24 protein-coding genes are annotated in these 24,782 nt (G+C 46.7%); 20 read left to right on the forward strand and 4 right to left on the reverse strand.

The annotated features are described in order from the left end of the window. Positions 1-44: 44 nt before the first annotated feature. From FC61_RS10430 to FC61_RS10475, 10 genes are all read left to right on the forward strand, one after another. Positions 45-1,247: a phosphoglycerate kinase gene (locus FC61_RS10430; RefSeq protein WP_011667437.1), complete on the forward strand. Its 1,203-nt coding sequence runs from the start codon at positions 45-47 to the stop codon at positions 1,245-1,247. A gap of 144 nt (positions 1,248-1,391) precedes the next feature. Then, positions 1,392-2,150 (forward strand): triose-phosphate isomerase, encoded by a 759-nt coding sequence (gene tpiA, locus FC61_RS10435; RefSeq protein ID WP_035464362.1) that lies wholly within the window; start codon positions 1,392-1,394, stop codon positions 2,148-2,150. 107 nt (positions 2,151-2,257) lie between these two features. Next, positions 2,258-3,577: a phosphopyruvate hydratase gene (gene eno, locus FC61_RS10440; RefSeq protein ID WP_021741434.1), complete on the forward strand. Its 1,320-nt coding sequence runs from the start codon at positions 2,258-2,260 to the stop codon at positions 3,575-3,577. Between the two features lie 111 nt (positions 3,578-3,688). Beyond that, the gene (locus tag FC61_RS10445) at positions 3,689-4,780 is read left to right on the forward strand and encodes a hypothetical protein (RefSeq protein ID WP_235803832.1); all 1,092 of its coding nucleotides are present in this window, start codon (positions 3,689-3,691) and stop codon (positions 4,778-4,780) included. A 66-nt stretch (positions 4,781-4,846) separates the two neighbouring features. Further along, positions 4,847-6,403: a ClC family H(+)/Cl(-) exchange transporter gene (locus tag FC61_RS10450; protein ID WP_021741432.1), complete on the forward strand. Its 1,557-nt coding sequence runs from the start codon at positions 4,847-4,849 to the stop codon at positions 6,401-6,403. 96 nt (positions 6,404-6,499) lie between these two features. Then, on the forward strand, positions 6,500-6,736 hold the full coding sequence (gene secG, locus FC61_RS10455; RefSeq protein ID WP_011667442.1) for a preprotein translocase subunit SecG: 237 nt from the start codon (positions 6,500-6,502) through the stop codon (positions 6,734-6,736). An 84-nt stretch (positions 6,737-6,820) separates the two neighbouring features. Further along, positions 6,821-7,579: an alpha/beta hydrolase gene (locus tag FC61_RS10460; RefSeq protein WP_021741430.1), complete on the forward strand. Its 759-nt coding sequence runs from the start codon at positions 6,821-6,823 to the stop codon at positions 7,577-7,579. Between the two features lie 3 nt (positions 7,580-7,582). Continuing rightward, positions 7,583-9,976, forward strand: coding sequence for a ribonuclease R (rnr, locus tag FC61_RS10465; RefSeq protein WP_021741429.1), 2,394 nt, complete (start codon positions 7,583-7,585; stop codon positions 9,974-9,976). A 15-nt stretch (positions 9,977-9,991) separates the two neighbouring features. Beyond that, entirely contained in the window at positions 9,992-10,465 is a 474-nt protein-coding gene (smpB, locus tag FC61_RS10470; protein ID WP_011667445.1) for an SsrA-binding protein SmpB, read from the forward strand. Positions 10,466-10,533: 68 nt separating this feature from the next. After that, on the forward strand, positions 10,534-11,271 hold the full coding sequence (locus tag FC61_RS10475) for an amino acid ABC transporter ATP-binding protein (protein WP_021741428.1): 738 nt from the start codon (positions 10,534-10,536) through the stop codon (positions 11,269-11,271). Positions 11,272-11,373: 102 nt separating this feature from the next. Here the strand turns inward: FC61_RS10475 and FC61_RS10480 are convergent, their stop codons facing one another. Continuing rightward, complete coding sequence (locus FC61_RS10480; RefSeq protein WP_021741427.1) at positions 11,374-11,943, reverse strand: LURP-one-related/scramblase family protein; 570 nt, start codon at positions 11,941-11,943, stop codon at positions 11,374-11,376. 123 nt (positions 11,944-12,066) lie between these two features. Between FC61_RS10480 and FC61_RS10485 the strand changes: the two genes are divergently transcribed. The 5 genes from FC61_RS10485 to FC61_RS10505 all read left to right on the forward strand — a co-directional run bounded on the left by FC61_RS10485 (position 12,067) and on the right by FC61_RS10505 (position 15,928). After that, entirely contained in the window at positions 12,067-12,786 is a 720-nt protein-coding gene (locus tag FC61_RS10485; RefSeq protein ID WP_021741426.1) for a uracil-DNA glycosylase, read from the forward strand. 56 nt (positions 12,787-12,842) lie between these two features. Further along, complete coding sequence (gene pta, locus FC61_RS10490; RefSeq protein ID WP_021741425.1) at positions 12,843-13,817, forward strand: phosphate acetyltransferase; 975 nt, start codon at positions 12,843-12,845, stop codon at positions 13,815-13,817. A gap of 93 nt (positions 13,818-13,910) precedes the next feature. Then, on the forward strand, positions 13,911-14,384 hold the full coding sequence (gene tsaE / locus FC61_RS10495) for a tRNA (adenosine(37)-N6)-threonylcarbamoyltransferase complex ATPase subunit type 1 TsaE (RefSeq protein ID WP_035464361.1): 474 nt from the start codon (positions 13,911-13,913) through the stop codon (positions 14,382-14,384). Continuing rightward, positions 14,377-14,895 carry a GNAT family N-acetyltransferase gene (locus FC61_RS10500; protein WP_021741423.1) on the forward strand — a complete coding sequence of 173 codons (519 nt, stop codon included), beginning with the start codon at positions 14,377-14,379 and terminating at the stop codon, positions 14,893-14,895. The genes tsaE and FC61_RS10500 overlap by 8 nt, the downstream gene beginning before the upstream one ends. 16 nt (positions 14,896-14,911) lie before the next feature. Further along, positions 14,912-15,928 (forward strand): aldo/keto reductase, encoded by a 1,017-nt coding sequence (locus FC61_RS10505; RefSeq protein WP_035464389.1) that lies wholly within the window; start codon positions 14,912-14,914, stop codon positions 15,926-15,928. 81 nt (positions 15,929-16,009) lie between these two features. Here the strand turns inward: FC61_RS10505 and FC61_RS10510 are convergent, their stop codons facing one another. Next, positions 16,010-16,546 (reverse strand): 3'-5' exonuclease, encoded by a 537-nt coding sequence (locus tag FC61_RS10510; protein WP_011667453.1) that lies wholly within the window; start codon positions 16,544-16,546, stop codon positions 16,010-16,012. Positions 16,547-16,571: 25 nt separating this feature from the next. After that, complete coding sequence (locus FC61_RS10515) at positions 16,572-17,336, reverse strand: exodeoxyribonuclease III (RefSeq protein ID WP_021741421.1); 765 nt, start codon at positions 17,334-17,336, stop codon at positions 16,572-16,574. Between the two features lie 174 nt (positions 17,337-17,510). Between FC61_RS10515 and murB the strand changes: the two genes are divergently transcribed. Together murB and FC61_RS10525 are read left to right on the forward strand one after the other, a co-directional pair. Then, positions 17,511-18,425 carry a UDP-N-acetylmuramate dehydrogenase gene (gene murB / locus FC61_RS10520; protein WP_021741420.1) on the forward strand — a complete coding sequence of 305 codons (915 nt, stop codon included), beginning with the start codon at positions 17,511-17,513 and terminating at the stop codon, positions 18,423-18,425. 16 nt (positions 18,426-18,441) lie between these two features. Next, positions 18,442-20,574, forward strand: coding sequence for a cation:proton antiporter (locus FC61_RS10525; RefSeq protein ID WP_021741419.1), 2,133 nt, complete (start codon positions 18,442-18,444; stop codon positions 20,572-20,574). 54 nt (positions 20,575-20,628) lie between these two features. Here FC61_RS10525 and FC61_RS10530 read toward each other — a convergent pair whose 3' ends face one another. Then, positions 20,629-21,291 (reverse strand): DUF1361 domain-containing protein, encoded by a 663-nt coding sequence (locus FC61_RS10530; protein ID WP_021741418.1) that lies wholly within the window; start codon positions 21,289-21,291, stop codon positions 20,629-20,631. Between the two features lie 248 nt (positions 21,292-21,539). On the opposite strand from FC61_RS10530, the gene cdaA reads away from it, so the two are divergent. The 3 genes from cdaA to glmM are packed head-to-tail and all read left to right on the forward strand — an operon-like array spanning position 21,540 to position 24,746. After that, a complete protein-coding gene (gene cdaA, locus FC61_RS10535) occupies positions 21,540-22,391 on the forward strand; it encodes a diadenylate cyclase CdaA (RefSeq protein WP_021741417.1) in 852 nt (283 codons plus the stop codon). Then, the gene (locus FC61_RS10540; protein WP_021741416.1) at positions 22,391-23,359 is read left to right on the forward strand and encodes a CdaR family protein; all 969 of its coding nucleotides are present in this window, start codon (positions 22,391-22,393) and stop codon (positions 23,357-23,359) included. Before cdaA ends, FC61_RS10540 begins: the two co-directional genes overlap by 1 nt. A gap of 31 nt (positions 23,360-23,390) precedes the next feature. Continuing rightward, entirely contained in the window at positions 23,391-24,746 is a 1,356-nt protein-coding gene (gene glmM / locus FC61_RS10545; protein WP_035464359.1) for a phosphoglucosamine mutase, read from the forward strand. Positions 24,747-24,782 lie beyond the last annotated feature (36 nt).

Genomic DNA, 24,782 nt, shown 5'->3' on the forward strand with positions numbered 1-24,782 from the left:
GTGAAAGTAATCTTTTAAATGATATTTTCAAGGAGGATTCCAAATTGGCTAAATTAACAGTTTCCGATTTAGACTTAAAGGGCAAAAAAGTCCTGATGCGGGTCGATTTTAACGTCCCAATCAAAGACGGCGTTATTGGTAACGATAACCGGATCGTCGCAGCTTTACCAACCATCAAGTATGTGATTGAACATGGTGGTAAGGCCATTCTCTTATCCCACTTAGGTCGGATCAAGAAGGAAGAAGACAAGCCTGGTTTGTCCATGCGTCCAGTCGCAGAACGCCTGTCAAACTTGTTAAACAAGCCAGTCACTTTCGTTCCAACCACGGAAGGCAAGCAACTTGAAGACGCAATTGATGGCTTAAATGACGGTGATGTTTTGGTTATGGAAAACACGCGTTATGAAGACGTCAAAGATGGCGAAAACGTTAAGCGTGAATCTGGTAACGACCCTGAATTGGGCAAGTACTGGGCTTCATTGGGTGATGTCTTCGTTAATGATGCATTTGGAACGGCGCACCGTTCACATGCTTCTAACGTCGGTATCGCTTCTAACATGAGCCAAACGGCTGCTGGTTTCTTAATGGAAAAGGAAATCACCTTTATCGGTGGTGCTGTTGATAACCCAGAACACCCATTTGTTGCCATCCTAGGTGGTGCCAAGGTGTCTGATAAGATCGGTGTTATCGATAACTTGTTGGCTAAAGCTGATAAGATTCTTATCGGTGGTGGGATGACCTACACCTTCTATGCTGCCAAGGGTATGAAGATTGGGAATTCATTGGTTGAAACGGACAAGATTGACTTAGCTAAGGAAATCTTGGACAAGGCCGGCGACAAGTTGGTCTTACCAGTTGATTCCGTGGTTGCTGAGAAGTTTGACAACGACGCACCACACAAGACAGTCGAAGGCGATGTGCCAGATGGCTACATGGCTTTGGATATCGGCCCTAAGTCAGTTGCTGAATTCAAGGATGTCTTGAAGGATGCGAAGACGGTTGTTTGGAACGGCCCAATGGGTGTCTTTGAAATGAGCAACTATGCCGAAGGAACTTTGGAAATTGGGAAGTTCTTGGGTACGTTGACGAATGCTAAGACCATTGTCGGTGGTGGTGATTCCACTGCTGCTGTTCAACAACTTGGTGTTGCTGACAAGCTTTCCCACATTTCTACTGGTGGTGGCGCTTCTCTGGAATACCTTGAAGGTAAGACGTTACCAGGAATTGCTGCAATTTCTGATAAATAAATTAATGAAGAGCTGTGGTGGGTGTCACCATGGCTTTTTGTTGTGATTGCTACTACCAATAAAGAGTCTTCGCTGGCTAATCCGGCGGGAATTCGGTAAGATGGTGAGCGTAATCAATTTATTATTTAGAAGGGGTGGATGAGGTTGCGAATACCACTCATTGCTGGCAATTGGAAAATGAATAAGTCGGTCACTGAGGCACGTCAATTCATCGATGCCGTACAGGGTCAATTACCGCAGGCAGATGTTATTGAAACGGCCGTGGCGGCGCCAGCGTTGTTTTTACAAACGATGCTGGATGCCAATGCTGAAGGGACACTGCGAATTGCTGCAGAAACCTGTTACTACGAAGATGAAGGGGCCTATACGGGAGAAACCAGCCCACGGGCACTTCATGAAATGGGGATTCCCTACACGATCGTGGGTCATTCGGAACGTCGCCGGTACTTTAATGAGACCGATGATGTGATTAATCGTAAGGTGCAAGCGGTCTTTCGTAACGGCATGACACCTATTCTGTGTTGTGATGAAACGATGGGTCGGCGAACCGCTGGTGAAAAGATCCATTGGGTCGTTAATCAAGTTTCAGCAGCCTTAAAAGGGGTTAGTGCCGAAGATGCCGCTAAGATCGTCGTTGCTTACGAACCTAGCTGGGCGATTGGTAGTGGCACCTCAGCATCATCTGATCAGGCCGAAGAGGGTTGTTATTTGATTCGGCAGACACTAGCTGACATCTACTCGGATGATTTGGCCAACGGTGTGCGGGTATTGTATGGTGGTAGTGTGAAGCCAGATAATATTGCCGGTTTGATGGCTAAATCAAATGTGGATGGTGTGTTAGCGGGTGGTTCCAGTTTGGATGAAACCTCATTTATTCAGCTGGCTAACTACCAAAATTTGTAATTCGGTCAAAATGTGATTGAAAGTTCAAAGTTAAACTTATAGAATGAAACATGGGATTGTCGTTTTGTTCCCGTGAAGCCAAACACTCATAAGGAGAGAATACAAAAATGTCTATTATTTCTGATATTTACGCACGCGAAGTCTTAGATTCTCGTGGTAACCCAACTGTTGAAGTTGAACTATACACTGAAGCCGGTGCAATGGGCCGAGGGATTGTTCCTTCTGGTGCTTCAACTGGTGAACATGAAGCCGTAGAACTTCGTGATGGCGACAAGAGTCGTTTCATGGGTAAGGGTGTTACTAAGGCTGTTGATAACGTCAACAACATCATCGCCAAGGAAATCATTGGTTACGATGTGACTGATCAACGGGCCATCGACCAAGCTATGATCGACTTAGACGGTACACCAAACAAGGGTAAGTTAGGTGCTAATGCCATTTTAGGTGTTTCATTGGCTGCTGCCCGTGCTGCTGCTGACGAATTAGGCCAACCTTTGTACAACTACTTAGGCGGGTTCAATGGTCATGTTTTACCAACACCAATGATGAACGTTATCAATGGTGGGAAGCACGCCAACAACAAGGTTGACTTCCAAGAATTCATGATTATGCCTGTTGGTGCTAAGTCTGTTACGGAAGCTATCCGGATGGGCTCAGAAACGTTCCACAATTTGAAGAACTTGTTGAACGAAAAGGGTTACTCTACTGCCGTTGGTGACGAAGGTGGTTTTGCCCCTGACTTGAAGAACAACGAAGAACCATTTGAAATCTTGGTTGAAGCAATCAAGAACGCTGGCTACGTACCTGGTAAGGATGTTGCCATTGCCTTTGACTGTGCTTCATCAGAATTCTACAATGCTGACACGAAGAAGTACGAATTAGTTGGTGACGGTAAAGAATACACGGCCGAAGAATTCGTTAGCTTGCTTGAAAGCATTGTTGACAAGTACCCAGTTGTTTCTATCGAAGATCCTTTGGATGAAAACGAATGGGAAGACTGGCAAATGGCTACTGAACGTCTTGGCAAGAAGGTTCAATTGGTTGGTGACGACTTGTTCGTTACGAACACGGACTACTTGGCTAAGGGAATCAAGATGGGCGTTGGTAACTCTATCTTAATCAAGCTGAACCAAATCGGAACTTTGACTGAAACGGTTGAAGCTGTTGAAATGGCTAAGCAAGCTGGTTACACGGCTGTCATCTCTCACCGTTCTGGTGAAACTGAAGACACCACGATTGCTGACTTGGTTGTTGCTTTGAACGCTGGTCAAATCAAGACTGGTTCTATGAGCCGTGGCGAACGGATCGCTAAGTACAACCAATTAATGCGGATCGAAGACCAATTAGGTAAGACTTCCGAATACAAGGGGATTCACTCCTTCTACAACTTGGATGAAGATGCGCGGATGGCCATCATCAACAAGTAAGCTAAAGTGAAAATGAAGAAGCAGACCCAGCGATGGGTTTGCTTCTTTTTTTGTTGTTTGGCATGCCTAGTCTTAATTTCTACGGAGTTATTGCTAACGAGGGAGGAATTGATGATGAAATGGCATCGAATAGTGCGTCACCTAGCCGTGATCTTAACGGGAATGGTTTGGGGAAGTCAGAGCCTGAGCGCTCAGGCTGCTGAACCGTACGAGTTGGAGATCATGTATAAAGTTGAAGCGCGTGATGAATTGGGCGTTAAAGCTTCACGTGTCTTTGCGACGGTTAAGCAGCAAGTGATTCCAGGGGAACCATTTCCCGGGCACCCCCAGTTATCACAGTTAAAACCGTTATATATACCACCTGCGGCCGATCGTCCAGGTAGTAGCGCTAGAATAATTCGCTATGTAGCGATGGAATACAACGTGGCCAAAGTCCATTTGCGCTTCGTTGATGAACAAAAGACCGTTGTCAGTCAGCGTGAATCAAAGGCACCGCTGCAAATTGGTGGACTCGTCTATATCACAGCACCAACCGGGTACCAACTGGCGGCCTCACAAGTCGCTGAACGATTTGCGTTACAGCCGGAAGACACGTGGACCATTGGGGTTCAGAAAGTGACGGGCGCCGAAACGCCATCTGGTGGGGATAAACCTACACCACCAGATCCAGCTCCTGAGCCAGTTACGCCAGATATTCCCAAGCCACAACCAACACCTGAACCGCCAACGCCAGATATTCCCAAACCGCAACCAAATCCCTTGCCGATGCCACAGCCGACCCCGACACCAATGCCGCAGCCCATTTTAGATCAGACGACTGTTGGAGCGACAGGAGATAAGCCAACTAAACAGCCAACGCCAGTTCGTCCCCCGGTTTCGGTTGGTCATCAAGCTCCGCGTGATTGGTGGCAGTCCATTCCGACGGCTCAAGCATCAAAACAAGGCCTACACTCACCGTCTATGACCAAGCCTAAAGAATTTAGGGACAATCATCGCCGGGTACGGAATACACGGACTTCGCGATTACGGACAGCCAGAGCGCCCGTGCCAAGTTCTGATACTGCAACAGCTAAGGCGACAACACTCCATGCAACTCGTCGGCTGCCCCAGACCAACGAACGGGCAAGTGCCGCAAGTTGGTGGGGATTCGCCGGTATTTGGGGATGTTTAGGATACGTTGTCTATCGGCGAATTCGTTTTTAATCTTAGAAATATGTGTGCTAAACTGGTAAATAGACATTTATTTACTAGTGGGGGTGCAAGCGACTCATGAAACACCAGCAACGAACACAGCATGATCTAACCCGACTAAATGCCATTGTTTTGGGGTGTTTAGTCGGGTTATTTGCCGGAATTGTCGTTAGTACGTTCCGATTGATTATTGAACATCTTTTAAGCTTGGTTCAGGCAGTCTATGGCTGGTTGGGTCAGCATCCGTGGGGACTAGTTCCCTGGGCGATTCTATTGGTGTTAATGGCACTTATGATTGGTCATTGGGTCAAACAAACACCGATGATTAAAGGTTCTGGAATTCCCCAAATTGAAGGGCAATTGGCTGGTGAATTAGACTATGCTTGGTGGCCAGTCCTCTGGAAGAAATTTGTTAGTGGTATTTTAGGCATTGGGTCCGGGCTATTCTTGGGACGTGAAGGGCCATCAATTCAATTGGGTGGTACCGTGGCTCAGGGGTTGGCAGACCGGCTAGGTTTTAGTGGTAGTCGGCGTCGTTTGATGATAGCCAGCGGGGCTTCCGCGGGACTTTCCGCGGCTTTTAACGCACCAATCGCGGCAACTTTGTTTATTTTGGAAGAAGTTTATCACAACTTTTCAACCTTAGTATGGCTCACATCACTAACAAGTGCCGTTGTTGCCAACTTCGTGTCTAACGAAATTTTTGGATTGACGCCGGTGTTACATATTGTTTATCGGCAGGCCCTACCGCTGAAATATTATGGCCTGTTACTCCTATTGGGGATCGGTTTAGGCGGGCTAGGCTATGGCTACCAGTGGGTAACGCTCCGTGTTGGCCACTGGTATGGCCGATTAACTTGGCTGCCACGCCAGTTTGACGGAATCATCCCCTTTTTATTGGTTATTCCAGTGGGACTTTGGTGGCCGATTACTTTAGGTGGCGGCAATCAATTGATTGTCCAGTTTGCCCAGCAAACACCGTTATTGGTACCATTAATTGGTTATTTTATTCTCCGGTTTGTCTTTTCGACGATTAGCTATGGCTCGGGGCTACCGGGCGGTATTTTTCTGCCTATTTTAACCTTAGGCGCATTGTTGGGCGCTATTGGCGCGCGGTGCTTTGTTGCTGTTGGTTGGTTACCGACTATGTATGTGGCTAATTTTATGATTTATGCGATGGCTGGTTATTTTGCCGGTATTTCCAAGGCGCCATTTACAGCAATTTTATTAATCACTGAAATGGTGGGCACGCTTCAACATTTAATGCCACTGGCAGTGGTGGCAATTGTGGCTTACATTACGGTTGATGTTTTGGGCGGGGCACCAATTTATGAAGCCATGCTGCAACAAATGGTGGTTCCCGCAAAGGCCCAGTCAGATGGGCCAACTGATCAATTGGAGTTTCCCGTTAATGAGGGGGCCGGGCTTGCTGGACGGCAGGTCCGGGACTTAGCTTGGCCACCGGATACCTTACTGGTAGGCATCCGTCGTGGCGAACGACAGGTGATTCCGAACGGTGACACGATCTTAAGAGCAGGAGATACCCTGTTGATTTTTACCTATCAGCATAATCGGGCATTTGTCCGACAACAACTCACCCACTTAAACGATTCTTCTACCCAGCCGAGCGATTAACGAAGCCGGGGGCTGGTAAAACGTGGCTGATTATGATAAATTAGATGGAGTATAGTTAGACCTATTAGACCTATTCGATAGGTAGGAGGCAAATTCGTGTATAACTTTTTAATGACCTGTATTTTAATTGTCGCAGTGCTGATCATTATCGCAGTAATGATGCAGCCCGCCAAGACCAACGACGCGTTATCCGCTTTATCTGGTGGTGCGGATGACTTATTTGCAAAGCAGAAACCCCGAGGGTTTGAAGCTTTTATGCAAAAAGTCACAGTTGTTTTGGGAATCCTGTTTTTTGGATTGGCAATGGCTTTAGTTTATTTATCATCACACTAGAGTAAAATGTGGGCCTCCTGTTTGTTTGTTACAGGGGGCTTTTTTACAGAGTAACTTTAAAATAGCGGAAAGTGGTGGTTTTACATGATTCGAAAACCAACCCCGCTCTTCTTTGAGCAGGGACCTCAAGCAGTGATTCTACTGCACGCTTACTCCGGTAGTTCCAACGACATGCGGTTATTGGCTCGGCGACTTCAGGGCGAGAATTATACCGTCTTGGCGCCCATCTTTTCGGGCCACGCAACCGGCGATCCCGCGGACATTTTACGGCAGGGCTCACCACAGCAATGGTGGCAGGACACGCAAGCAGCGATTGCCAATTTGCGGCAGCGAGGTTACCAACAGATTGCCATTTTTGGGTTGTCTTTGGGCGGCCTCTTTGCGACGCGGGCTTTGATGGCTGATCCAGAGTTGCAGGGTGGTGGCACAATTGCGTCGCCCGTTATCTTTCGGGGGCAGACTAACGTGCCAGCGGCATTTATGCAAATGGCCCAGGCGGCTTATCAGTCACAAGGGTTGTCAGCCGATGAACAGACTAGGCGCTTGGCCTGGCTGAAGGAACAGCTGCCAGCACAATTGACAGCAATTCAGGCATTTGCGGATACCACGGCGACCCACTTGGAGCGTGTCAAACAACCGGTCTTTATTGCCCAGGGTGACGCGGATCAGATGATTGACCCCCGTTCTGGGCAATGGCTAGCAGATGCTTATCCATCTGAACAAATTGATTTTCATGAGTATGCCGGTGCCGGCCATGTGCTGACGGTTAATGCGGCACACCATGCATTGGAAACAGACATTTTGGCGTTTTTACAAACAATCTTTAAAAATAACGAGGAATAGATAGTGCAAGATAATACTTTAAAAACAGATTTAACAGCTTTCTTCCGATCACATTCGGACCAAAGCTATACAGTTGAAGGCATTTCAGATGCGCTCCATTATCACGGTTCAGCTGCATTTAAGCTCATCGTGCAGGAATTGGCGCAATTAGAACGTGACGGGCTTGTTCAAGTTACCGATCACGGTCATTTCCAATTAGATCCCAGCCAACGAACCTTGACGGGAATCTTTCATGGCAATGATAAGGGTTTCGGGTTTGTGGCTTATGATGAAAATAAGATCGAGCCGGACGCTTACATTGCACCTGATAATACCTTGCGGGCTTTGAATGGCGATACAGTCAAAATCGAAATCATTCGATCAGGCGATCCCAGAAGCGGTAAGGGACCCGAAGGTAAAGTGACCGAAATTGTGGAGCATCATTACGAACAAGTTGTCGGTGAGTTTATGCAAACCGACGACGATGCGGGCTACTTGGGACAAGTTCGTTTGACGGACAAGAAGGTCATGAAGTATAAGTTCTATGTGACCAACGTGGGCTTAAACCCAACTTCGGGCGAAGTTGTTACGGCTGAAATTACGGAATATCCGAGTGCAGAGCATCCCGATGCTATGGTGGGAATTGCCAAGCAAGTGATCGGTAGTGTTGATGATCCCGGAATTGATATTTTACAAGTGGTCTACCAACACAACATTCCTTCTGAATTTCCAGAAGAAGTGATGCAGGCCGCTGACGAAATTCCCGATCACGTCTTGCCTGAGGAAACCAAAGGCCGTGAAGACATCACTGACCAAGATTTGGTTACCATTGATGGTGAGTCGTCCAAAGATTTGGATGATGCCGTAACGGTATGGAAGTTGCCTAATGGTAACTATCATTTAGGTGTTCACATTGCTGACGTGTCCCACTATGTCAAGGAAGATTCTATCTTAGACAAGGAAGCTTACAAGCGGGGAACGAGTGTCTACTTGACCGATCGGGTTATTCCAATGTTACCGCGGCGTTTGTCTAATGGGATTTGTTCTCTTAACGAGGGTGAACTCCGCTTATGTATGAGCTGTGACATGGAAATCGATCAGTCCGGGAATGTTGTGAAGCACCGGATTCATCCGTCAGTTATGCGTTCAAAAGCACGAATGACGTATACGGCGGTTAACCAGGTCTTAGAAGCCCACGATCAATTGACCATGGACCGTTACAAGGAACTGGTGCCAATGTTTGAAGACATGGGTGACTTACACCGGATTTTGGTCAAGCATCGTAAGCAACGTGGGGCCATTGATTTTGATGACCGTGAAGCTGAAATTATTGTGGATGCACAAGGCCACGCCATTGATGTGCAGTTGCGGACTCGTGGAATTGCTGAACGCATGATTGAATCCTTCATGTTGGCAGCTAACGAAACGGTGGCGGAACATTATTTCCGGGCGAAGGTACCGTTCTTGTACCGGGTCCACGAAACGCCAGATGGTGATCGGGTCAAGAGTTTCTTCGAATTCTTAACGGCCTTTGGGATCAATGTTAAGGGTGATCCTAATCACCTACGGCCAAAGATGTTGCAAGGGGTCTTAAAGCAAGTAGCCGGTAAGCCTGAAGAAACCATGGTGTCGGTTATGATGCTGCGGAGCTTGAAGCAGGCGCGGTATGCGGATCAATCCTTGGGACACTTTGGGTTGGGTGCGGAATTCTACACCCACTTTACTTCACCAATCCGCCGGTATCCTGATACGATGGTTCATCGGATGATTCACTATTATGAAGATCACGGTATTAACGATGCCAGCAAGCAAAAGTTTGCCCCAATTTTGGAAGAAATTGGTGTTCATACATCTGAGGCTGAACGGCGCGCAATTGATGCAGAACGTGATACGAATGACATGAAGATGGCTGAATATATGGCCGATCATGTGGGCGAAGAGTTCGATGCGGTTGTTAGTTCGGTCATGAAGTTCGGGATGTTTGTTGAATTACCTAATACGATTGAAGGCTTGATTCATATTAGCCGGATGCAAGATGATTACTACGAATATGTTGAAAAGTATATGGCACTGGTTGGTCGGAATACGCGGCGAACTTACCGAATTGGCCAGGAAATTCGGGTCAAGGTCATTCATGTTGATAAAGAACAAAGTGAAATTGACTTTGAACTGTTAAATCCAGAGGCCGCACCGGTCAGCGACTTACTGCCGCATCGTGAGCATCGCTCACGTGGTGGCAATTATCACGGGCGGAGTAACAACAACCGCAATGGTAATCAGCATGGTGGCAACCATAGTAACGGGAACCACCGGAACAATAACCAACGGTCAACGAATTCGCACAATGGTGGCAACCATCGGAATAACAATAACCATGGTGGTCAACAACGGAACAATTCGCAAGGTGGCCGGCACTAAGCGAGGTGACACAACTTGGCAAAAAAGAAGTCCAAGAAAACACCAGATAATGTTTTAGCGCAGAACCGTAAGGCCCGTCATGATTACACCGTGTTAGAAACGGTCGAGGCTGGTATTGCTTTGACTGGAACGGAAATCAAGTCGGTGCGCGAACGACGGGTTAACTTGCAAGATGGTTTTGCCCAAATTCGCAATAATGAAGCTTGGCTCATGAATGTCCACATTAGTGAGTATGTTCAAGGAAACCGATTTAACCATGATCCATTGCGTAACCGCAAGCTCTTGTTGCATAAAAAGGAGATTCGGCGGTTAGGGCAGGCGACCATGGATAAAGGGGTAACGTTGGTACCATTGCGGATGTATCTTAAGCATGGTTTTGCCAAGGTCCTCATCGGGGTAGCCCAAGGTAAACGTGAATTTGATAAGCGAGAAACCATTAAACGCCGTGAACAAGATCGACAAATTGCACGGGTGATGAAGCATTATTAATACTGAGAGGAGACAACAGGACGTGGTTCGTTTGGTTGTCTCCTTTTTTCATCGGGAGGTTAATAGGGATGGTGGCAAAAATTCAGGTTAGCGACTTGCATAAGTCGTTTGGTCAAAATGAAATTCTAAAAGGACTCACATTAGATGTTCAGGAACAAGAAGTGCTCTGTTTAATAGGACCATCTGGGTCAGGAAAGAGCACGTTTTTAAGGTGCTTAAATGGGCTGGAATCAGTTACGAGTGGGACGGTGATGGTGAACGGTCAGCGGGTTGGTGACCCGCACGTTAACCTGAATCATATCCGTGAAAACATTGGCATGGTTTTCCAGCATTTTAATTTATTTCCACATCTATCGGTTTTACAAAACGTGACGCTGGGTCCCGTACAACTTAATGGGTTGAGCCGAGCTGATGCTGATGCGCGAGCAAAAAAGTTGTTGGCGCAAGTGGGCCTCGCTGATAAAGCCACAGCCATGCCCCATGCGCTGTCTGGCGGTCAGCAACAGCGAGTAGCCATTGCCCGCGCTCTAGCAATGGAACCAGAGATTATGTTATTTGACGAACCGACATCGGCATTAGATCCAGAAATGGTTGGTGACGTCTTGGCCGTGATGCAGCAATTGGCTGAGTCTGGTATGACGATGGTCGTGGTTACTCACGAAATGGGATTTGCTAAAAATGTGGCGGACCGGGTCGCTTTTATGGATGATGGTATCATTCAGGAGTTGGGTACACCGACTACGGTATTTGAGCATCCGCAGAATTCGCGAACAAAGGTTTTTTTGAATAAAATCTTGAATGTGTAGTCAACGCATGCTTGTGGCTGCTTCAAGGAAACTAAAAAACAATCGCTATTTTCAGAAAGCCACGAATTCTGAAGATAGCGATTGTTTTTATTAATATCATAATTAGTCAGCTAGTTTTTTTACAGGTTGTCGCGCCACGCTTGGTGCTACTTCACCTGGAGACAGGGTTCGTGGTGCCCAAGCTTTCAGCGGATTCGGTAGCCGTTGTTGATGCTTGGCCCAACGATCCAAAATCGTTGCAAGACAGATAACTAAGGCCTCATGGTCTGGATGGTCAACCGTTAAGGCGACAGTGTTACCGGAGGCGGAGACCCGATCAATGGATGCGATGAGGTCGCGACCATGATAAATCTTAAAGTGCCCATGGTTAAGGTTCCCCATGATAATCCAGTTTAATCCTCGGACAAACAGGACTTCGCGAATGACACCAAACGTTTTGCTGACGCGGCCAACGAGTTGGCGATGATAAAGGAGGCGAAACTTGGGGAGCAGGCCAAGGGTTTCTTGTTTGACCTCGGCCTCTAGACTCCCAGCAATGGTATAAACCGAGACAACGTCGGCCCGCAGTCCCCATTTACCAACCAGTAAGTAGCGTGACTGATTGTGTTGGTCACGAACAACGGATGTCGCCTTAGCCGATAGGGCAGCCTGATTGAGATAAAGTACACGCATGGGAATCCTCCTTATCCAGTAAATGAACAACTCACTGTGTTCATTCTACCATGTTTCATCGGTTGGCGATGAATAATATCATTTGCGCGGCGGGTATGCTAAAATAAAACCGAGGTGTTGGGAATGAAACCGTTTATTCATAATGATTGGTGGCCGGTATTAGAGCCCGAATTTGAGAAGCCCTATTATCAAGAATTACGGCGCTTCTTGGTGGAGGAGTATCAACATTACCGGATTGATCCAGACATGTATCACATTTTTACCGCGTTCGAGTGGACGCCATTTAGCCAGGTAAAAGTGGTTATTTTGGGTCAAGACCCGTATCACAATCCAGGCCAGGCGCATGGGTGCAGTTTCTCGGTTTTACCGGGAACCGAAATACCACCGTCACTGGTGAACATTTATAAAGAGTTACAAGATGATTTAGGCGTTCAACCGGTGCAACACGGCTATTTGAAACATTGGGCCGACCAGGGCGTCTTGCTCTTGAACTCAGTGTTGACCGTGCGTGAAGGCATTAAAACCGCTAATACGCATCGGGGACATGGTTGGGAACAACTGACGGATTCGGCAATTGAAAAGTTATCAGCTCGGCCGGAACCTGTGATTTTTATTTTGTGGGGGAGTGCAGCGCGGTCAAAAATTAAATTGATCGATACCCAGACAAATATTGTGTTACAGTCACCACATCCTAGTCCCTTATCAGCTTATCGTGGTTTCTTTGGGTCCAAACCGTTTTCTAAAACCAACATCGCACTAACGTCATTAGGGGAAACACCCATTGACTGGCAGTTGCCGCAGCAGGTGACCGTCAGTGATGAGTCAACCTCAGACACACATTAACTGGGTAACCATAAGAGAATTGATTCGTGGGATATTTTATTTGGAGGTCGTCATTTATGGAACTTTTTGATAGTCTCAAGCAAAAAATTAATGGTCAAAATAAAACCATCGTCTTTCCCGAGGGGGAGGATGAACGCGTCTTAGGTGCCGCTAGTCGATTGGTCGCTGATGGGTTGGTCAAAGCAATTGTCTTGGGCAAACAAAGTCAGATTGAGACCACGGCAACGAACCATGCAATTGATCTGAGCCAGTTAACGATTCTGGACCCAGCCCAGATGCCAAGCGATCAACATCAGGCGATGTTAGATGCGTTGGTTGAACGTCGTAAGGGTAAGAATACACCGGAACAAGCTGCCGAAATGCTAAAAGATCCGAACTACGTAGGAACTATGATGGTTTATATGGGGCAGGCTGACGGTATGGTTTCTGGTGCGGTGCACGCAACTGGTGATACAGTGCGTCCAGCCCTACAAATTATTAAAACTAAAGCTGGCGTTCACCGTATTAGTGGGGCCTTTATCATGCAAAAGGGTGACGAACGCTACGTATTTGCCGACTGTGCGATTAATATTGAATTGGATGCAGCCGGAATGGCTGAAGTGGCCATTGAAAGTGCACACACGGCTAAGGTCTTTGATATTGATCCCAAAGTTGCCATGCTGAGCTTCTCCACTAAAGGATCAGCCAAAGGTGATATGGTGACGAAGGTTCAAGAGGCAACGGCTTTGGCCCATGAATCGGCGCCAGACCTACCATTAGATGGTGAATTACAATTTGATGCGGCCTTTGTTCCCAGTGTCGGGACGCAAAAGGCGCCTGATTCTAAGGTTGCTGGGCATGCCAATGTCTTCGTCTTTCCTGAATTACAATCTGGAAATATTGGCTACAAGATTGCGCAACGGTTTGGCGGCTTCGAAGCCATCGGACCAATTTTGCAAGGCTTGAACAAGCCAGTTTCCGACTTATCTCGTGGGTGTAATGAGGAAGATGTGTACAAGGTAGCCATCATTACGGCGGCACAATCACTATAACGGATAAAAGAGGTGCCCGGATTGCGATTTATTAGCGGTCCGGGTATTATTTATGGGTAATCAGATAGTTAAGAAGAAAAGGACGTGACAGGCGTGTTTGAAATAACGGTAACAAGTCCGGAAGAAACGATGGCACTCGGACAACAATTAGCAGCTGGGTTACATGCCCAAGATGTTATTTTGTTAGATGGCGATTTAGGTGCTGGTAAAACGACATTCACTAAGGGATTGGCAGTCGGGCTTGGCATCAAACGGCACGTCAAAAGTCCGACCTTTACCATTATTAGAGAATACCAGGGCGGTCGTTTACCGTTGTACCATATGGACGTCTACCGGTTAGAAAATGGTGGTGGAGATGAATTGGGGCTAGATGAATACTTTAATGGCGATGGTGTTAATGTTATTGAGTGGTCAAAATTCATTGCGGACGAACTACCGGCCGCTTATTTACGAATCGTTTTCAAACGAGATGATGAAGCGGGAGAGTCACAACGAACCTTACGCTTTGAGCCAGTCGGTGCGCATTTTGAAAAATTAGTCGCACAATTGGCGGTGGCTCATGAGTGAAGAAGTCAGCATTCGGCTACCAGAAGCAACGGAAGCCCAGGCGCTTTTAACCCTGATGGATCAGCTCCAACAGGAGAGTGACACTTTTAGTTTGGCGGATGCCGCTGAACCGCTCAGCGCCGCCCAAGAAGCAGATCAGCTGGTTCAGATCCAGCAGAGTACCCGCCACTTATTGTTGGTTGCCAGCGTGGGACCGCAGTTGATCGGCGTGTGTTCGGTTGCGCCAACGCCACAGGGCAATGTGGGCGAATTAGGTGTGGCGGTTGCTAAGGCTTACTGGCATGTAGGGATTGGTACCGCATTGGTTGATGAGGCCTTGTATTGGTTAGAAACGGCGAGTGACCTGCAAGCAATTGGTTTAGAAGTCCAAACACGTAATGTACCTGCCGTTAAACTTTATCAAAAATTGGGCTTTGAGCGGACGGCTAACCCGGCCACAACGGTCATTGATGCCAGTGGGCAATCAGTAACCGCTATTGAAATGGTGTATCAACGACATTCAGCAAATTAAGGTGACGACAAAGATGATCTATCAAGCAGCTTCACAGCGGTATGAGCGGATGGTTTACCGTTCTTTGGGAACAAGTGGCATTAAATTATCGGCCATTGGATTAGGATTGTGGAATAACTTCGGCAGTGTCGATGCTAATGATCGGCAGGCTGCAATCATTCACCAAGCGTTTGATTTGGGAATTACCTATTTTGATTTGGCGAATAACTACGGTCCGGAACCGGGTAGTGCGGAAAGCAATTTTGGACGGATTCTGGCCCGGGACCTGCACACTTATCGTGATGAGTTATTTATTGCCAGTAAGGCAGGCTACGTGATGTGGCCTGGACCTTATGGTAATTGGGGGTCACGTAAGAGTCTGATTGCCAGCGCTGACCAGAGCTTACGGCGTACAGGCTTGGACTACTTTGATGTCTTTTATAGTCATCGACCGGACCCGCAAACCGATCCGGAAGAAACCGCTTTGGCGTTGGATCAATTGGTCCGTTCCGGCAAAACATTATATGTGGGATTATCCAATTATAATGGGGAACAAACGCGGCAAATGGCCCAGATTTTTCGGGAGTTACGAACCCCCTATATTATCAATCAACCCCGTTATAATTTATTAAATCGGCAGATTGAAACGGACTTACTCCCAGAGTTAGCCAACCAGCACCAAGCTGCGGTGAGTTTCAGTTCACTGTGCCAGGGACTATTGACAGATAAATACTTACATGGTGTGCCAGCAGACTCGCGGGCCAATAAGGCAACGATTCCGTTCTTACATCCGGCACAAGTTGACCAGACCTTGCAGACGATTCAGGCGCTCAATCAGGTGGCTCAACGCCGTCATCAGAGTTTGGCGCAGATGGCATTGGCATGGAACTTACGGCAACCAACGATGGCGAGCGTCCTAATTGGGGCTAGTCGTCCAGAACAGGTTGTCGCTAATGTTCAGGCCTTAGATCATTTGGACTTTACGCCCGCTGAATTAACGGAAATTGATACAATCTTGGATCGACAAGCACCGATTGACTGGTCCGCAAAATAATGTGATCAAAAAACTAGTATCGCCAAAAATAAATTGGCAGATACTAGTTTTTTAATATATAGCAGGTCGCACCAGCTTTGGCTAAGCAGTGACTGAAACAAAGGATTTCAGTGGTTGTGTCCCAAAATGCTGGGCTTCATAAAGCAGAATATTCGCACATGCCAGGCTATCATCTAGCGCATTGTGGTGATGATGTAAGTCAATGTCAAGTTCGTCACAGACTGTGTCTAGCTTATGGTTTGGAAATTCTGGGAAAAATTTGCGACTCGTTTTAACGGTGTCTAATGTCAGGTACCGGGCGGGTGGCAGGTTATAGTGTTCCAAGCTACTGCGTAAAACGCCATTGTCAAATGGGGCATTGTGCGCAATCACTAGGCGATCCCGCTGAAAGAATGGGGCAACGTGCTGCCAAACTTCTGGGAAGGTAGGGGCGTTGGCAACGTCTCGTTCATGAATCCCGTGGATTTGAACATTCCGCCAAAAGAAGTCGGTATCCGGCTTAATTAATGAGTAAAACTCGTCGACGACTTGGTCATTACGGACAATAGTGAGGGCAAGCGAGCAGGCACTGTAGCGTTTGCCACTTGCCGTTTCAAAGTCCATTGCAACAAAATTCACGGTCATCTTTCCTTTCGATTATCAATTAAACAGTGAGATCAGTCACGTCCAACTCCACTGGACAATGATCAGAACCCATAATTTGGTCTAGAATTTTAGCGTCTTGCAGATGATTTTGCAAGCGCTGACTGGTGATAAAGTAATCAATTCGCCAACCAGCATTGTTATCGCGAGCATGGAATCGGTAGCTCCACCAAGAATAACGTTCGGTCACATCTGGGTTAAAGTAACGAAATGTATCCGTATAGCCGGCCGCTAGTAGCGCGGTCATTTTCGCTCGTTCTTCATCGGTAAAACCGGCATTATGATGATTGGTTTTGGGGTTCTTCAAATCGATTTCGGTATGGGCAACATTGAGGTCGCCACAAAAAATCACTGGTTTTTTGGCATCTAGCTTTTGAATGAAGGTCAAGAAGGCGTGTTCCCAACCTAGACGAAAGTCAAGCCGTTTAAGGCCGCTCCCCGAGTTGGGAGTGTAACAGGTTAGGACATAAAAGTCGGGATACTCTAACGTAATCGCTCGTCCCTCGTGGTCAAATTCAGGCGCATCGATGCCGTAGATGACATTCAGGGGTTGATGTTTGGTAAAGAGTGCCGTTCCGGAGTATCCTTTGCGTTCGGCATAATTCCAATACTGATAATAGCCTGGCAGATCGAGTTCAATTTGTCCGGCCTGCAACTTAGTTTCTTGAATGCCGAAGAAATCAGCATCAAGCTCCTGAAAGGTCTCGACAAACCCTTTTTTGACAATTGCCCGTAAGCCATTCACGTTCCAAGAAATAAATTTCATGTGGCACCTCCAACTACTTGTTAGTATACCAGAAAAGTTAGATTTTACTGTAATTGAAGCGTTGATTACCGAACAGGGGGTGTTTCATGGTAAAATAGGACTATTAATGTTCAAAAAGTTTGATCGGTAATTAACCAAACGATACTTAAATCTTTGCGGAACGAGGGAAAATTCATGATGATGGCAGATATAGCGACGGCATTTCCAGCAATTAAGATTTTGCGTGATGAGCCTTTAGCGCATTACACCCACACGAAGACTGGGGGTCCCGCCGACTACTTGGCCTTTCCAACAAATGTCCAGGAGACCAAGTCACTGTTAGCATATGCCAATCAGATTAGCTTACCCGTCACAGTAGTTGGGAACGCTAGTAACCTGATTGTGCGAGATGGTGGTATTCGTGGCTTAGTGATGATTCTGACACAGATGGCGGCCATTACAACAGCCGGTAATACGGTCACCGCTGAGGCGGGAGCGGCATTGATTACGACGACGCAAGTGGCCCAAGCACATGCATTAAGTGGCTTGGAATTTGCCGCCGGCATCCCTGGTAGTGTTGGGGGGGCAATCTTTATGAACGCTGGGGCTTATGGTGGTGAGATTAGCACCGTGGCAGTTGCCGCTGAGGTCTTGACGCCAGAAGGCGAGATTCGGACCTTAAATCAAACAGAACTTGATTTTGGCTATCGGCATAGTTCGATTCAGGATTATCATGATATCGTCTTGACAGCAACGTTTGCGCTGACTCCTGGGGATGGTGCCGCAATTCAAGCCCAAATGGATGACTTGAATGCACGGCGGGCTGCTAAACAACCGCTAGAACTACCATCCTGTGGGAGCGTCTTTAAGCGTCCAGTTGGACATTATACGGGTCAGTTGATTCAAGAAGCTGGGTTGCAAGGTTTGAAATGGGGTGGCGCCCAAGTGTCGACCAAACATGCTGGGTTTATTGTGAACATTGACCATGCAACTGCAACGGATTATCTGGAACTAATTCACCATATCCAAGCCGTTATTTTAGAAAAAGATGGAGTGACCTTAGAAACTGAGGTCCGTATTATTGGTGAAGAACCAACGACTCAAAAATAAAAAGGAGTGACCTTATGTGCCTATAGTTGAAGCAGTGATTCTGTTAATTGTGTTAGTGTTACTTTCCAATATTATCAGTCACTACCTCACGTTTATTCCGGTTAGTTTAATTCAGATTGCACTTGGCTTAGTGGTCGCATTAGTGTGGCAATTCGAAGTGCCGCTGGAAACGGATTGGTTTTTGCTGCTATTCATTGCGCCATTACTGTATAACGATGGCCGGCGCTTTCCAAGACAAGAATTGTGGCGGTTGCGGGGGCCAATCTTCGCTAATGCCATTTGGCTGGTATTTCTAACGACAATTCTTGGTGGGTTTCTCATCTATGAATTGATTCCGAAGATGCCATTTACCGTGGCGTTAGCGTTGGCGGCTATTTTGTCACCAACTGATCCGGTGGCGGTGCAGTCAATTTCTAAGCAAGCTAAGTTACCAGCGAGTCTGATGCATTTGGTCAGCGGTGAGAGCTTAATCAATGATGCCAGTGGCCTGATTGCGTTTAAATATGCGATTGCGGCGACGGTCACGGGAACTTTCTCGGCTGGAACGGCCGTGGGGGATTTCTTTTATATCAGTGTTGTCGGGTTCTTATCCGGGTTAATTTTTATGACGGCTATTCAGTTATTAATGGATGTCCTGCGGCGCCAAGGCATCGATGATGTGATTTTCAATACGGTGCTTCAAATTGCGACGCCGTTTGTGATTTATCTAGTGACCGAAGAGATTACGCATGCTTCTGGCGTGATTGCCGTGGTTACGGCCGGTGTATTGTATCATGCCCGGGAGAATCGGATCGTTGATGACTCGCCGGAGTTAAAGTTAGTTACGGAAAAGGTCTGGGATATTATTATCTATTCTTTGAATGGGATTGTCTTTGTGATCTTAGGAATTGAGCTGCCAGTCGCAACCTCTGAAGTGATCAAGGGCGGCCAGTTCAATACGTGGGAAGCCTTGTTCTTTGCGTTTATGGCGTGGGTTATTTTGGTTGCCATTCGAACGGCTTGGACGTATGGTTATGTGTTATTTGAACGATTAAATCACAAAGCGCCCAAGGATCGTCCAGGTTTTCGGATGTCTCTTCTGTCGGGGCTTTCAGGCGTCAGAGGCGCTGTGACCATGGCCGGGGTATTATCGGTGCCAGCAACTATTGCTTCTGGTGCGAGTTTTCCCACCCGTTCTTTGATGCTGTTTGTGGCATCGGGTGTCATTATTATTAGTTTGGTGGCTGCCACGGTGACGTTGCCATTAATTTCAACGTCTAAGCAACCGTTACAAACACGGGCGAGTGCTAGTGATGAAGGTGCCAATGAGATTGATTTAGATGCTGATGGCGATGAGATTCCCGCCAATCAAGTCCGACAGATTAGTGAGGACGAAGCGCGGGCGTACATCATGCGGTTAGCCATCTCGAAGATTGAAGAGATGCGCCGACCGGACAATCAGCGGGCAGCCTATGATTTGATTTTGGATTATCAATTTATCATTCGTCGGTTGGAAATGAACTATCGCGCGGATACCGCTATGCAAAAGGTCTTAGCCGATGAGATTAAATTACGACAAGTGGCCTTGGCTGGTGAACGGGCCTCACTTAAAGAACTTCGACAGGCTGAAAAAATTACGCAAACTAGTTATGTTGGGGCCTTGCGGCGAATTGAAAATCTAGAAAGTCGGTTGACTCAGGTAGCAGGAAATACGATGCCAAGTGTTATGCGATATTGGCGAGTCTTTTTCAAGCATATGTTCCGTAACGCGGCTTACTGGCTGCACTCAGAGGATACGGAGCGGTTACATGCAGAGAACCACTTGATTGAACGAGAAACGTCTAAGGCCGCCATCAAAGCGTTATCGCAATATTTGGCGAGTTCAGACGTTGATGAGACCCAGTTCGATAACCAAGCGGTCTACCATTTATTGGTTCAATATCGAAATCGAATTGAACGAGCTAAAGCAGAAACGGCGCCCGGTCATGAGGAACAGTATCAGCATCAGATTAACAAGATGCGGGTCCGAGCCTTGGGAGCCGAGCGTTCCGGTATCCAGACCTTGTTGGAAGCCGGAAACATTACTTGGAATATGGCATCACATTTGCGGCAATACGTGAATTACTCAGAAAACGTGCTCGTGATGTCTTTGAATAGTGAAGATGGCTAAATAAAAACTCGGTGGTCCCTGATGGGGGTCACCGAGTTTTTTTGATGGTGTTAGTCATTCAGCCGATTTAGAAGGATTATTCGCCATAATAATATGCAAAATCCAATAGCAGAATAGTTGGATAAAGGTCATTAGACCAACGAAAATCCATAAATTACTGGTCCACATATTTAGTAGTGGTCGAATAAATTGTTCTGGATTCAAGAAGAGATAGATGGTATGAATACGTAAGAACCGGCCAATGTAGACGCCAACGGAGGTTAAGAATGTTAAGGTTAAGACAACTAGCAACCGTACGCCACGGTTATCATGAGCTATTCGGGCAGTTAGCACGTGACTGACATAGTTCAAGCTCCAGAAACCCAAGAAGGCGCAACTAACGGCACTGGTCAGCATATAAGTGAAATAGATCCATAAGTGTGGAGTTACCCGAAGTAATCCACTAACCGCGTATGGTTGCAGGAGCGAAAGGTGAAAGAGGTCAGTCAGTAGATAAGGCGCGTTTGGATAAAAGAGTAACCAGATCAAGACCAATGGCCAAAAAAGCCAGCCACTACGCGGACGTTGTTTACCGATATGGAAGCTCAGTTCAATCGGAATGTATCCCAAAAAGGTATTAAGGACAAGAAAACCAAAGGGATCTTTTGCCCGGAAAAAGAGAAAAATTAACCAGGCAATGAAAAATCCCCGAATTTCCCAGCGGGCACGCCGACTCATAAGCAATCACCAGACCTTTCACAACTAACTACCTCTATTTTACAGCGCCGGCGCTGTAAGCGGACAGAATATGACTTCTATGTTAACAGATTATCCAAGTAATAATGACCCCCTAATATAGACTTTAAGAAATCCATAAGCATTTTAGTCGGTTAAAATGGGACTTTGCGCTGGATTATGTGAATCAGGGCGAAATGTTTGCGGGGCCGTGCTATAATAAAATTTGAATTCAATTTGGAGGGAAAGTTATGAACCTGGATTGGGGAAATCTCCTGACTTTGGGGCATTTGGTGAACCTACTCGACATTTTAGTTGTTTGGTTCGTGATTTATGAACTCATTGTCATGTTACGGGGAACGAAAGCGATTCAACTCTTTCGAGGCGTCATCTTAATTCTAATTGTCCGGTTTATTAGCGCTTATTTAGGCTTGAACACCGTTTCATGGTTAGTGGATCAGGTGATTAACTGGTCAGTTATTGCGATCATCATTGTTTTCCAACCGGAAATTCGGCGCGGCTTGGAGCATCTGGGTCGAGGCTCACTATTTGTGCGGGTCCGACATGAAAATGAAGCTGCCAATAAAGTGATCGATGGTTTAGACAAGGCCATTCAGTATATGTCAAAACGTCGAATTGGGGCGTTGATGACAATTCAGCGGGACACAGGGCTGGAAGACTATATTGAAACCGGGATTGATCTGGACGCAGAACTAACAGGTGAATTATTGATCAATATCTTTATTCCCAACACCCCACTGCATGATGGGGCTGTGATCATTCGCGATAATCGCGTGGCGGTCGCTGCAGCCTATTTACCACTATCCGAAAGTAATCTTATTCCTAAAGAACTGGGGACGCGTCATCGCGCCGCCGTTGGGATTTCGGAAGTTACAGATGCATTGACCATCGTAATCTCTGAGGAAACGGGTGAAGTGTCCATCACCAAGAACAACGAGCTTTTACGGGGATTAACCCAGACCGATTACCTGAAGTTCTTGCGAAATGAACTCATGAATCAAGAAGCACCAGCCACCACGAACAATATTTTTGTTAAGGCGATGGATTGGGTGGATCAACGGTTTAGAGGGGGGCGGCGCTAATGAAAAATGAGCGTTATACAACGTGGCTCTACCGTATTCTGGCGTTAATCTTAGCGATTCTACTTTTCTCATATGTTAATAGTACGAAGTCGTCTAGTAATAATCAGTCAAGTTCTACTGGCAGTACCACATCTTTGACGGCCACCAAAACAATGACGGTATCGGTTCCTTTACAGCTTAATGTTAACAGTAATAAGTATTTTGTTACCGGGTATCCGCAAAAAGTAAAGGTGACCTTGAAGGGACCGTTGGCGTTAGTCACGACAACCGCCAACACCCAGAATTTTAAGGTCTATGCGGCCTTAAGCGATCTAGGCGTAGGCAAGCACAAAGTCACCTTACATCAAGAAGGACTTAATCATGAAATTGAGTCGACGATTAAGCCTGAGAAGATTACCGTAGATATCGAACCACGGCGTACGGTCTCTTTCCCGGTTAAGGTTCGTTATAATAGCCAAAATATTGCGGCTGGTTACTCAGCCGGGAAGGCAACTTCCGATACGACAACGGTCAAAGCAACGGGCGCCGCTAATGAAATATCACGGGTCAAGCAGGTCGTTGCTCAATTGACGGTTCCCGCTAACACCAAGAAAACGATTAGTAGTCAGGCGGTTATTGAGGCCATTGATCGTAGTGGTAAAACTGTGAATGTCATTTTGACGCCATCAACTACAACCGTGAATTTACCCATTACCTCGGATGGTCAAAGTAAAAAGGTTGGCGTGAACTTGAACGCGAAGAACGGCTCGTCCGGAACGACGTATAAACTAAGCAGTGACACCACCAAGGTCACCGCTTACGGTAGTGCGACACAGCTAAAGAAGCTTAGTAAGGTTGATGTGGACGTAGATGTCAGTGACGTCAAGAGTCAAGCAACTAAGACGGTCACACTGGACACGAGTGATAATAACGTAACGGCGTTTGATCCGACCACGATTAAAGTGACGGTCAAGGCGACAACAAAGTAAGTAAACAATTTGAGAAATGAGGAATTTTGTGATGAAGTATTTTGGAACTGATGGAGTCCGTGGCGTAGCTAATCAGGAACTAACACCTGAGTTGGCATTTAAAGTTGGTCGATTTGGCGGGTATGTCTTGACGCAACACGCTGATAGTCAAAATGCCCATCCCCAAGTTTTGGTAGCTCGCGATACCCGGATTTCTGGCGAATTGTTAGAGAATGCCTTGGTCGCTGGTCTATTATCAGTAGGGATCGAAGTATTGCGCTTAGGTGTGATTACGACGCCTGCTGTGGCTTATCTAGTGCGGACGCAAGGTGCGGCAGCCGGTGTCATGATTACAGCTTCGCATAACCCAGTTGAATACAACGGGATTAAGTACTTTGGTAATGATGGTTACAAGTTGTCCGATGAGATGGAAGAGGAAATTGAAGCACTCTTGGATGCGCCAACGGATGACTTACCGCGACCAACGACTGATGGTTTAGGTACCGTTGAGGATTACTCAGAAGGTAGTCAGAAATACATTCAGTTCTTGGAACAAACGATTGCTGATGACTTGGATGGTTTGCACATCGCCGTTGATTCTGCCAATGGATCAACCAGTGGATTAGTGTCTCGCTTATATGCCGATCTTAATTTAGATTTTGATACGATTGCAACGACGCCGAATGGGTTAAACATCAATGATCAAGTGGGCTCAACGCATCCTGAACAATTGCAAAAATTTGTGGTTGATCAGGGCGCAGCGATTGGGTTGGCTTTTGATGGTGATGGTGACCGGTGTATCGCGGTTGACGAAGAAGGCCATTTGGTTGATGGTGATAAGATCATGTACATTTGTGGAAAGTACATGGCAGAACATGGCCGTCTGAAAAAAGACACGATTGTGACGACGGTGATGAGTAACCTCGGTATGTATAAGGCGATGGAAGCTCATGATTTACAATCGGTGAAGACCAAAGTTGGTGACCGTTATGTTGTTGAAGAAATGCGGAAGTCAGGCTATAACTTGGGCGGCGAACAGTCTGGTCACATTGTCTTTTTAGACTTTAATACGACCGGTGATGGGTTACTGACTAGTCTACAATTACTGCATATCTTAAAAGTTACCGGTAAGAAGTTATCAGAGCTGGCCGCAGACGTGAAGACTTATCCACAAAAGCTGGTGAACGTCAAGGTGTCAGATAAGCAAGCGGCCTTGACGAATCCGCAGGTACAGGCAATGATTGCGACTGTAGAAAAGGAAATGAATGGTGACGGCCGTGTGTTAGTTCGGCCTTCAGGAACTGAACCCTTGTTACGGGTGATGGCAGAGGTGCCAACGGAAGAAACTGTGGCAGCCTATGTTGATCGAATTGCGGATGTGGTTCGGGCTGAAGTGGGTGTCGAATAAAGTAAAGATGTTTGTGTGGCGGGGATGGTTCCCGCC

Source organism: Levilactobacillus brevis ATCC 14869 = DSM 20054 (assembly GCF_001433855.1).
Classification (GTDB): domain Bacteria; phylum Bacillota; class Bacilli; order Lactobacillales; family Lactobacillaceae; genus Levilactobacillus; species Levilactobacillus brevis.

Bases quoted from the DNA above. Each gene is read 5' to 3' on its own strand.
- eno (WP_021741434.1), top strand. From the start codon at position 2,258: ATGTCTATTATTTCTGATATTTACGCACGCGAAGTCTTAGATTCTCGT.
- FC61_RS10445 (WP_235803832.1), top strand. From the start codon at position 3,689: ATGATGAAATGGCATCGAATAGTGCGTCACCTAGCCGTGATCTTAACG.
- FC61_RS10450 (WP_021741432.1), top strand. From the start codon at position 4,847: ATGAAACACCAGCAACGAACACAGCATGATCTAACCCGACTAAATGCC.
- FC61_RS10460 (WP_021741430.1), top strand. From the start codon at position 6,821: ATGATTCGAAAACCAACCCCGCTCTTCTTTGAGCAGGGACCTCAAGCA.
- FC61_RS10475 (WP_021741428.1), top strand. From the start codon at position 10,534: ATGGTGGCAAAAATTCAGGTTAGCGACTTGCATAAGTCGTTTGGTCAA.
- FC61_RS10480 (WP_021741427.1), bottom strand. From the start codon at position 11,943: ATGCGTGTACTTTATCTCAATCAGGCTGCCCTATCGGCTAAGGCGACA.
- FC61_RS10485 (WP_021741426.1), top strand. From the start codon at position 12,067: ATGAAACCGTTTATTCATAATGATTGGTGGCCGGTATTAGAGCCCGAA.
- pta (WP_021741425.1), top strand. From the start codon at position 12,843: ATGGAACTTTTTGATAGTCTCAAGCAAAAAATTAATGGTCAAAATAAA.
- FC61_RS10500 (WP_021741423.1), top strand. From the start codon at position 14,377: ATGAGTGAAGAAGTCAGCATTCGGCTACCAGAAGCAACGGAAGCCCAG.
- FC61_RS10515 (WP_021741421.1), bottom strand. From the start codon at position 17,336: ATGAAATTTATTTCTTGGAACGTGAATGGCTTACGGGCAATTGTCAAA.
- murB (WP_021741420.1), top strand. From the start codon at position 17,511: ATGATGATGGCAGATATAGCGACGGCATTTCCAGCAATTAAGATTTTG.
- FC61_RS10530 (WP_021741418.1), bottom strand. From the start codon at position 21,291: ATGAGTCGGCGTGCCCGCTGGGAAATTCGGGGATTTTTCATTGCCTGG.
- cdaA (WP_021741417.1), top strand. From the start codon at position 21,540: ATGAACCTGGATTGGGGAAATCTCCTGACTTTGGGGCATTTGGTGAAC.
- FC61_RS10540 (WP_021741416.1), top strand. From the start codon at position 22,391: ATGAAAAATGAGCGTTATACAACGTGGCTCTACCGTATTCTGGCGTTA.
- glmM (WP_035464359.1), top strand. From the start codon at position 23,391: ATGAAGTATTTTGGAACTGATGGAGTCCGTGGCGTAGCTAATCAGGAA.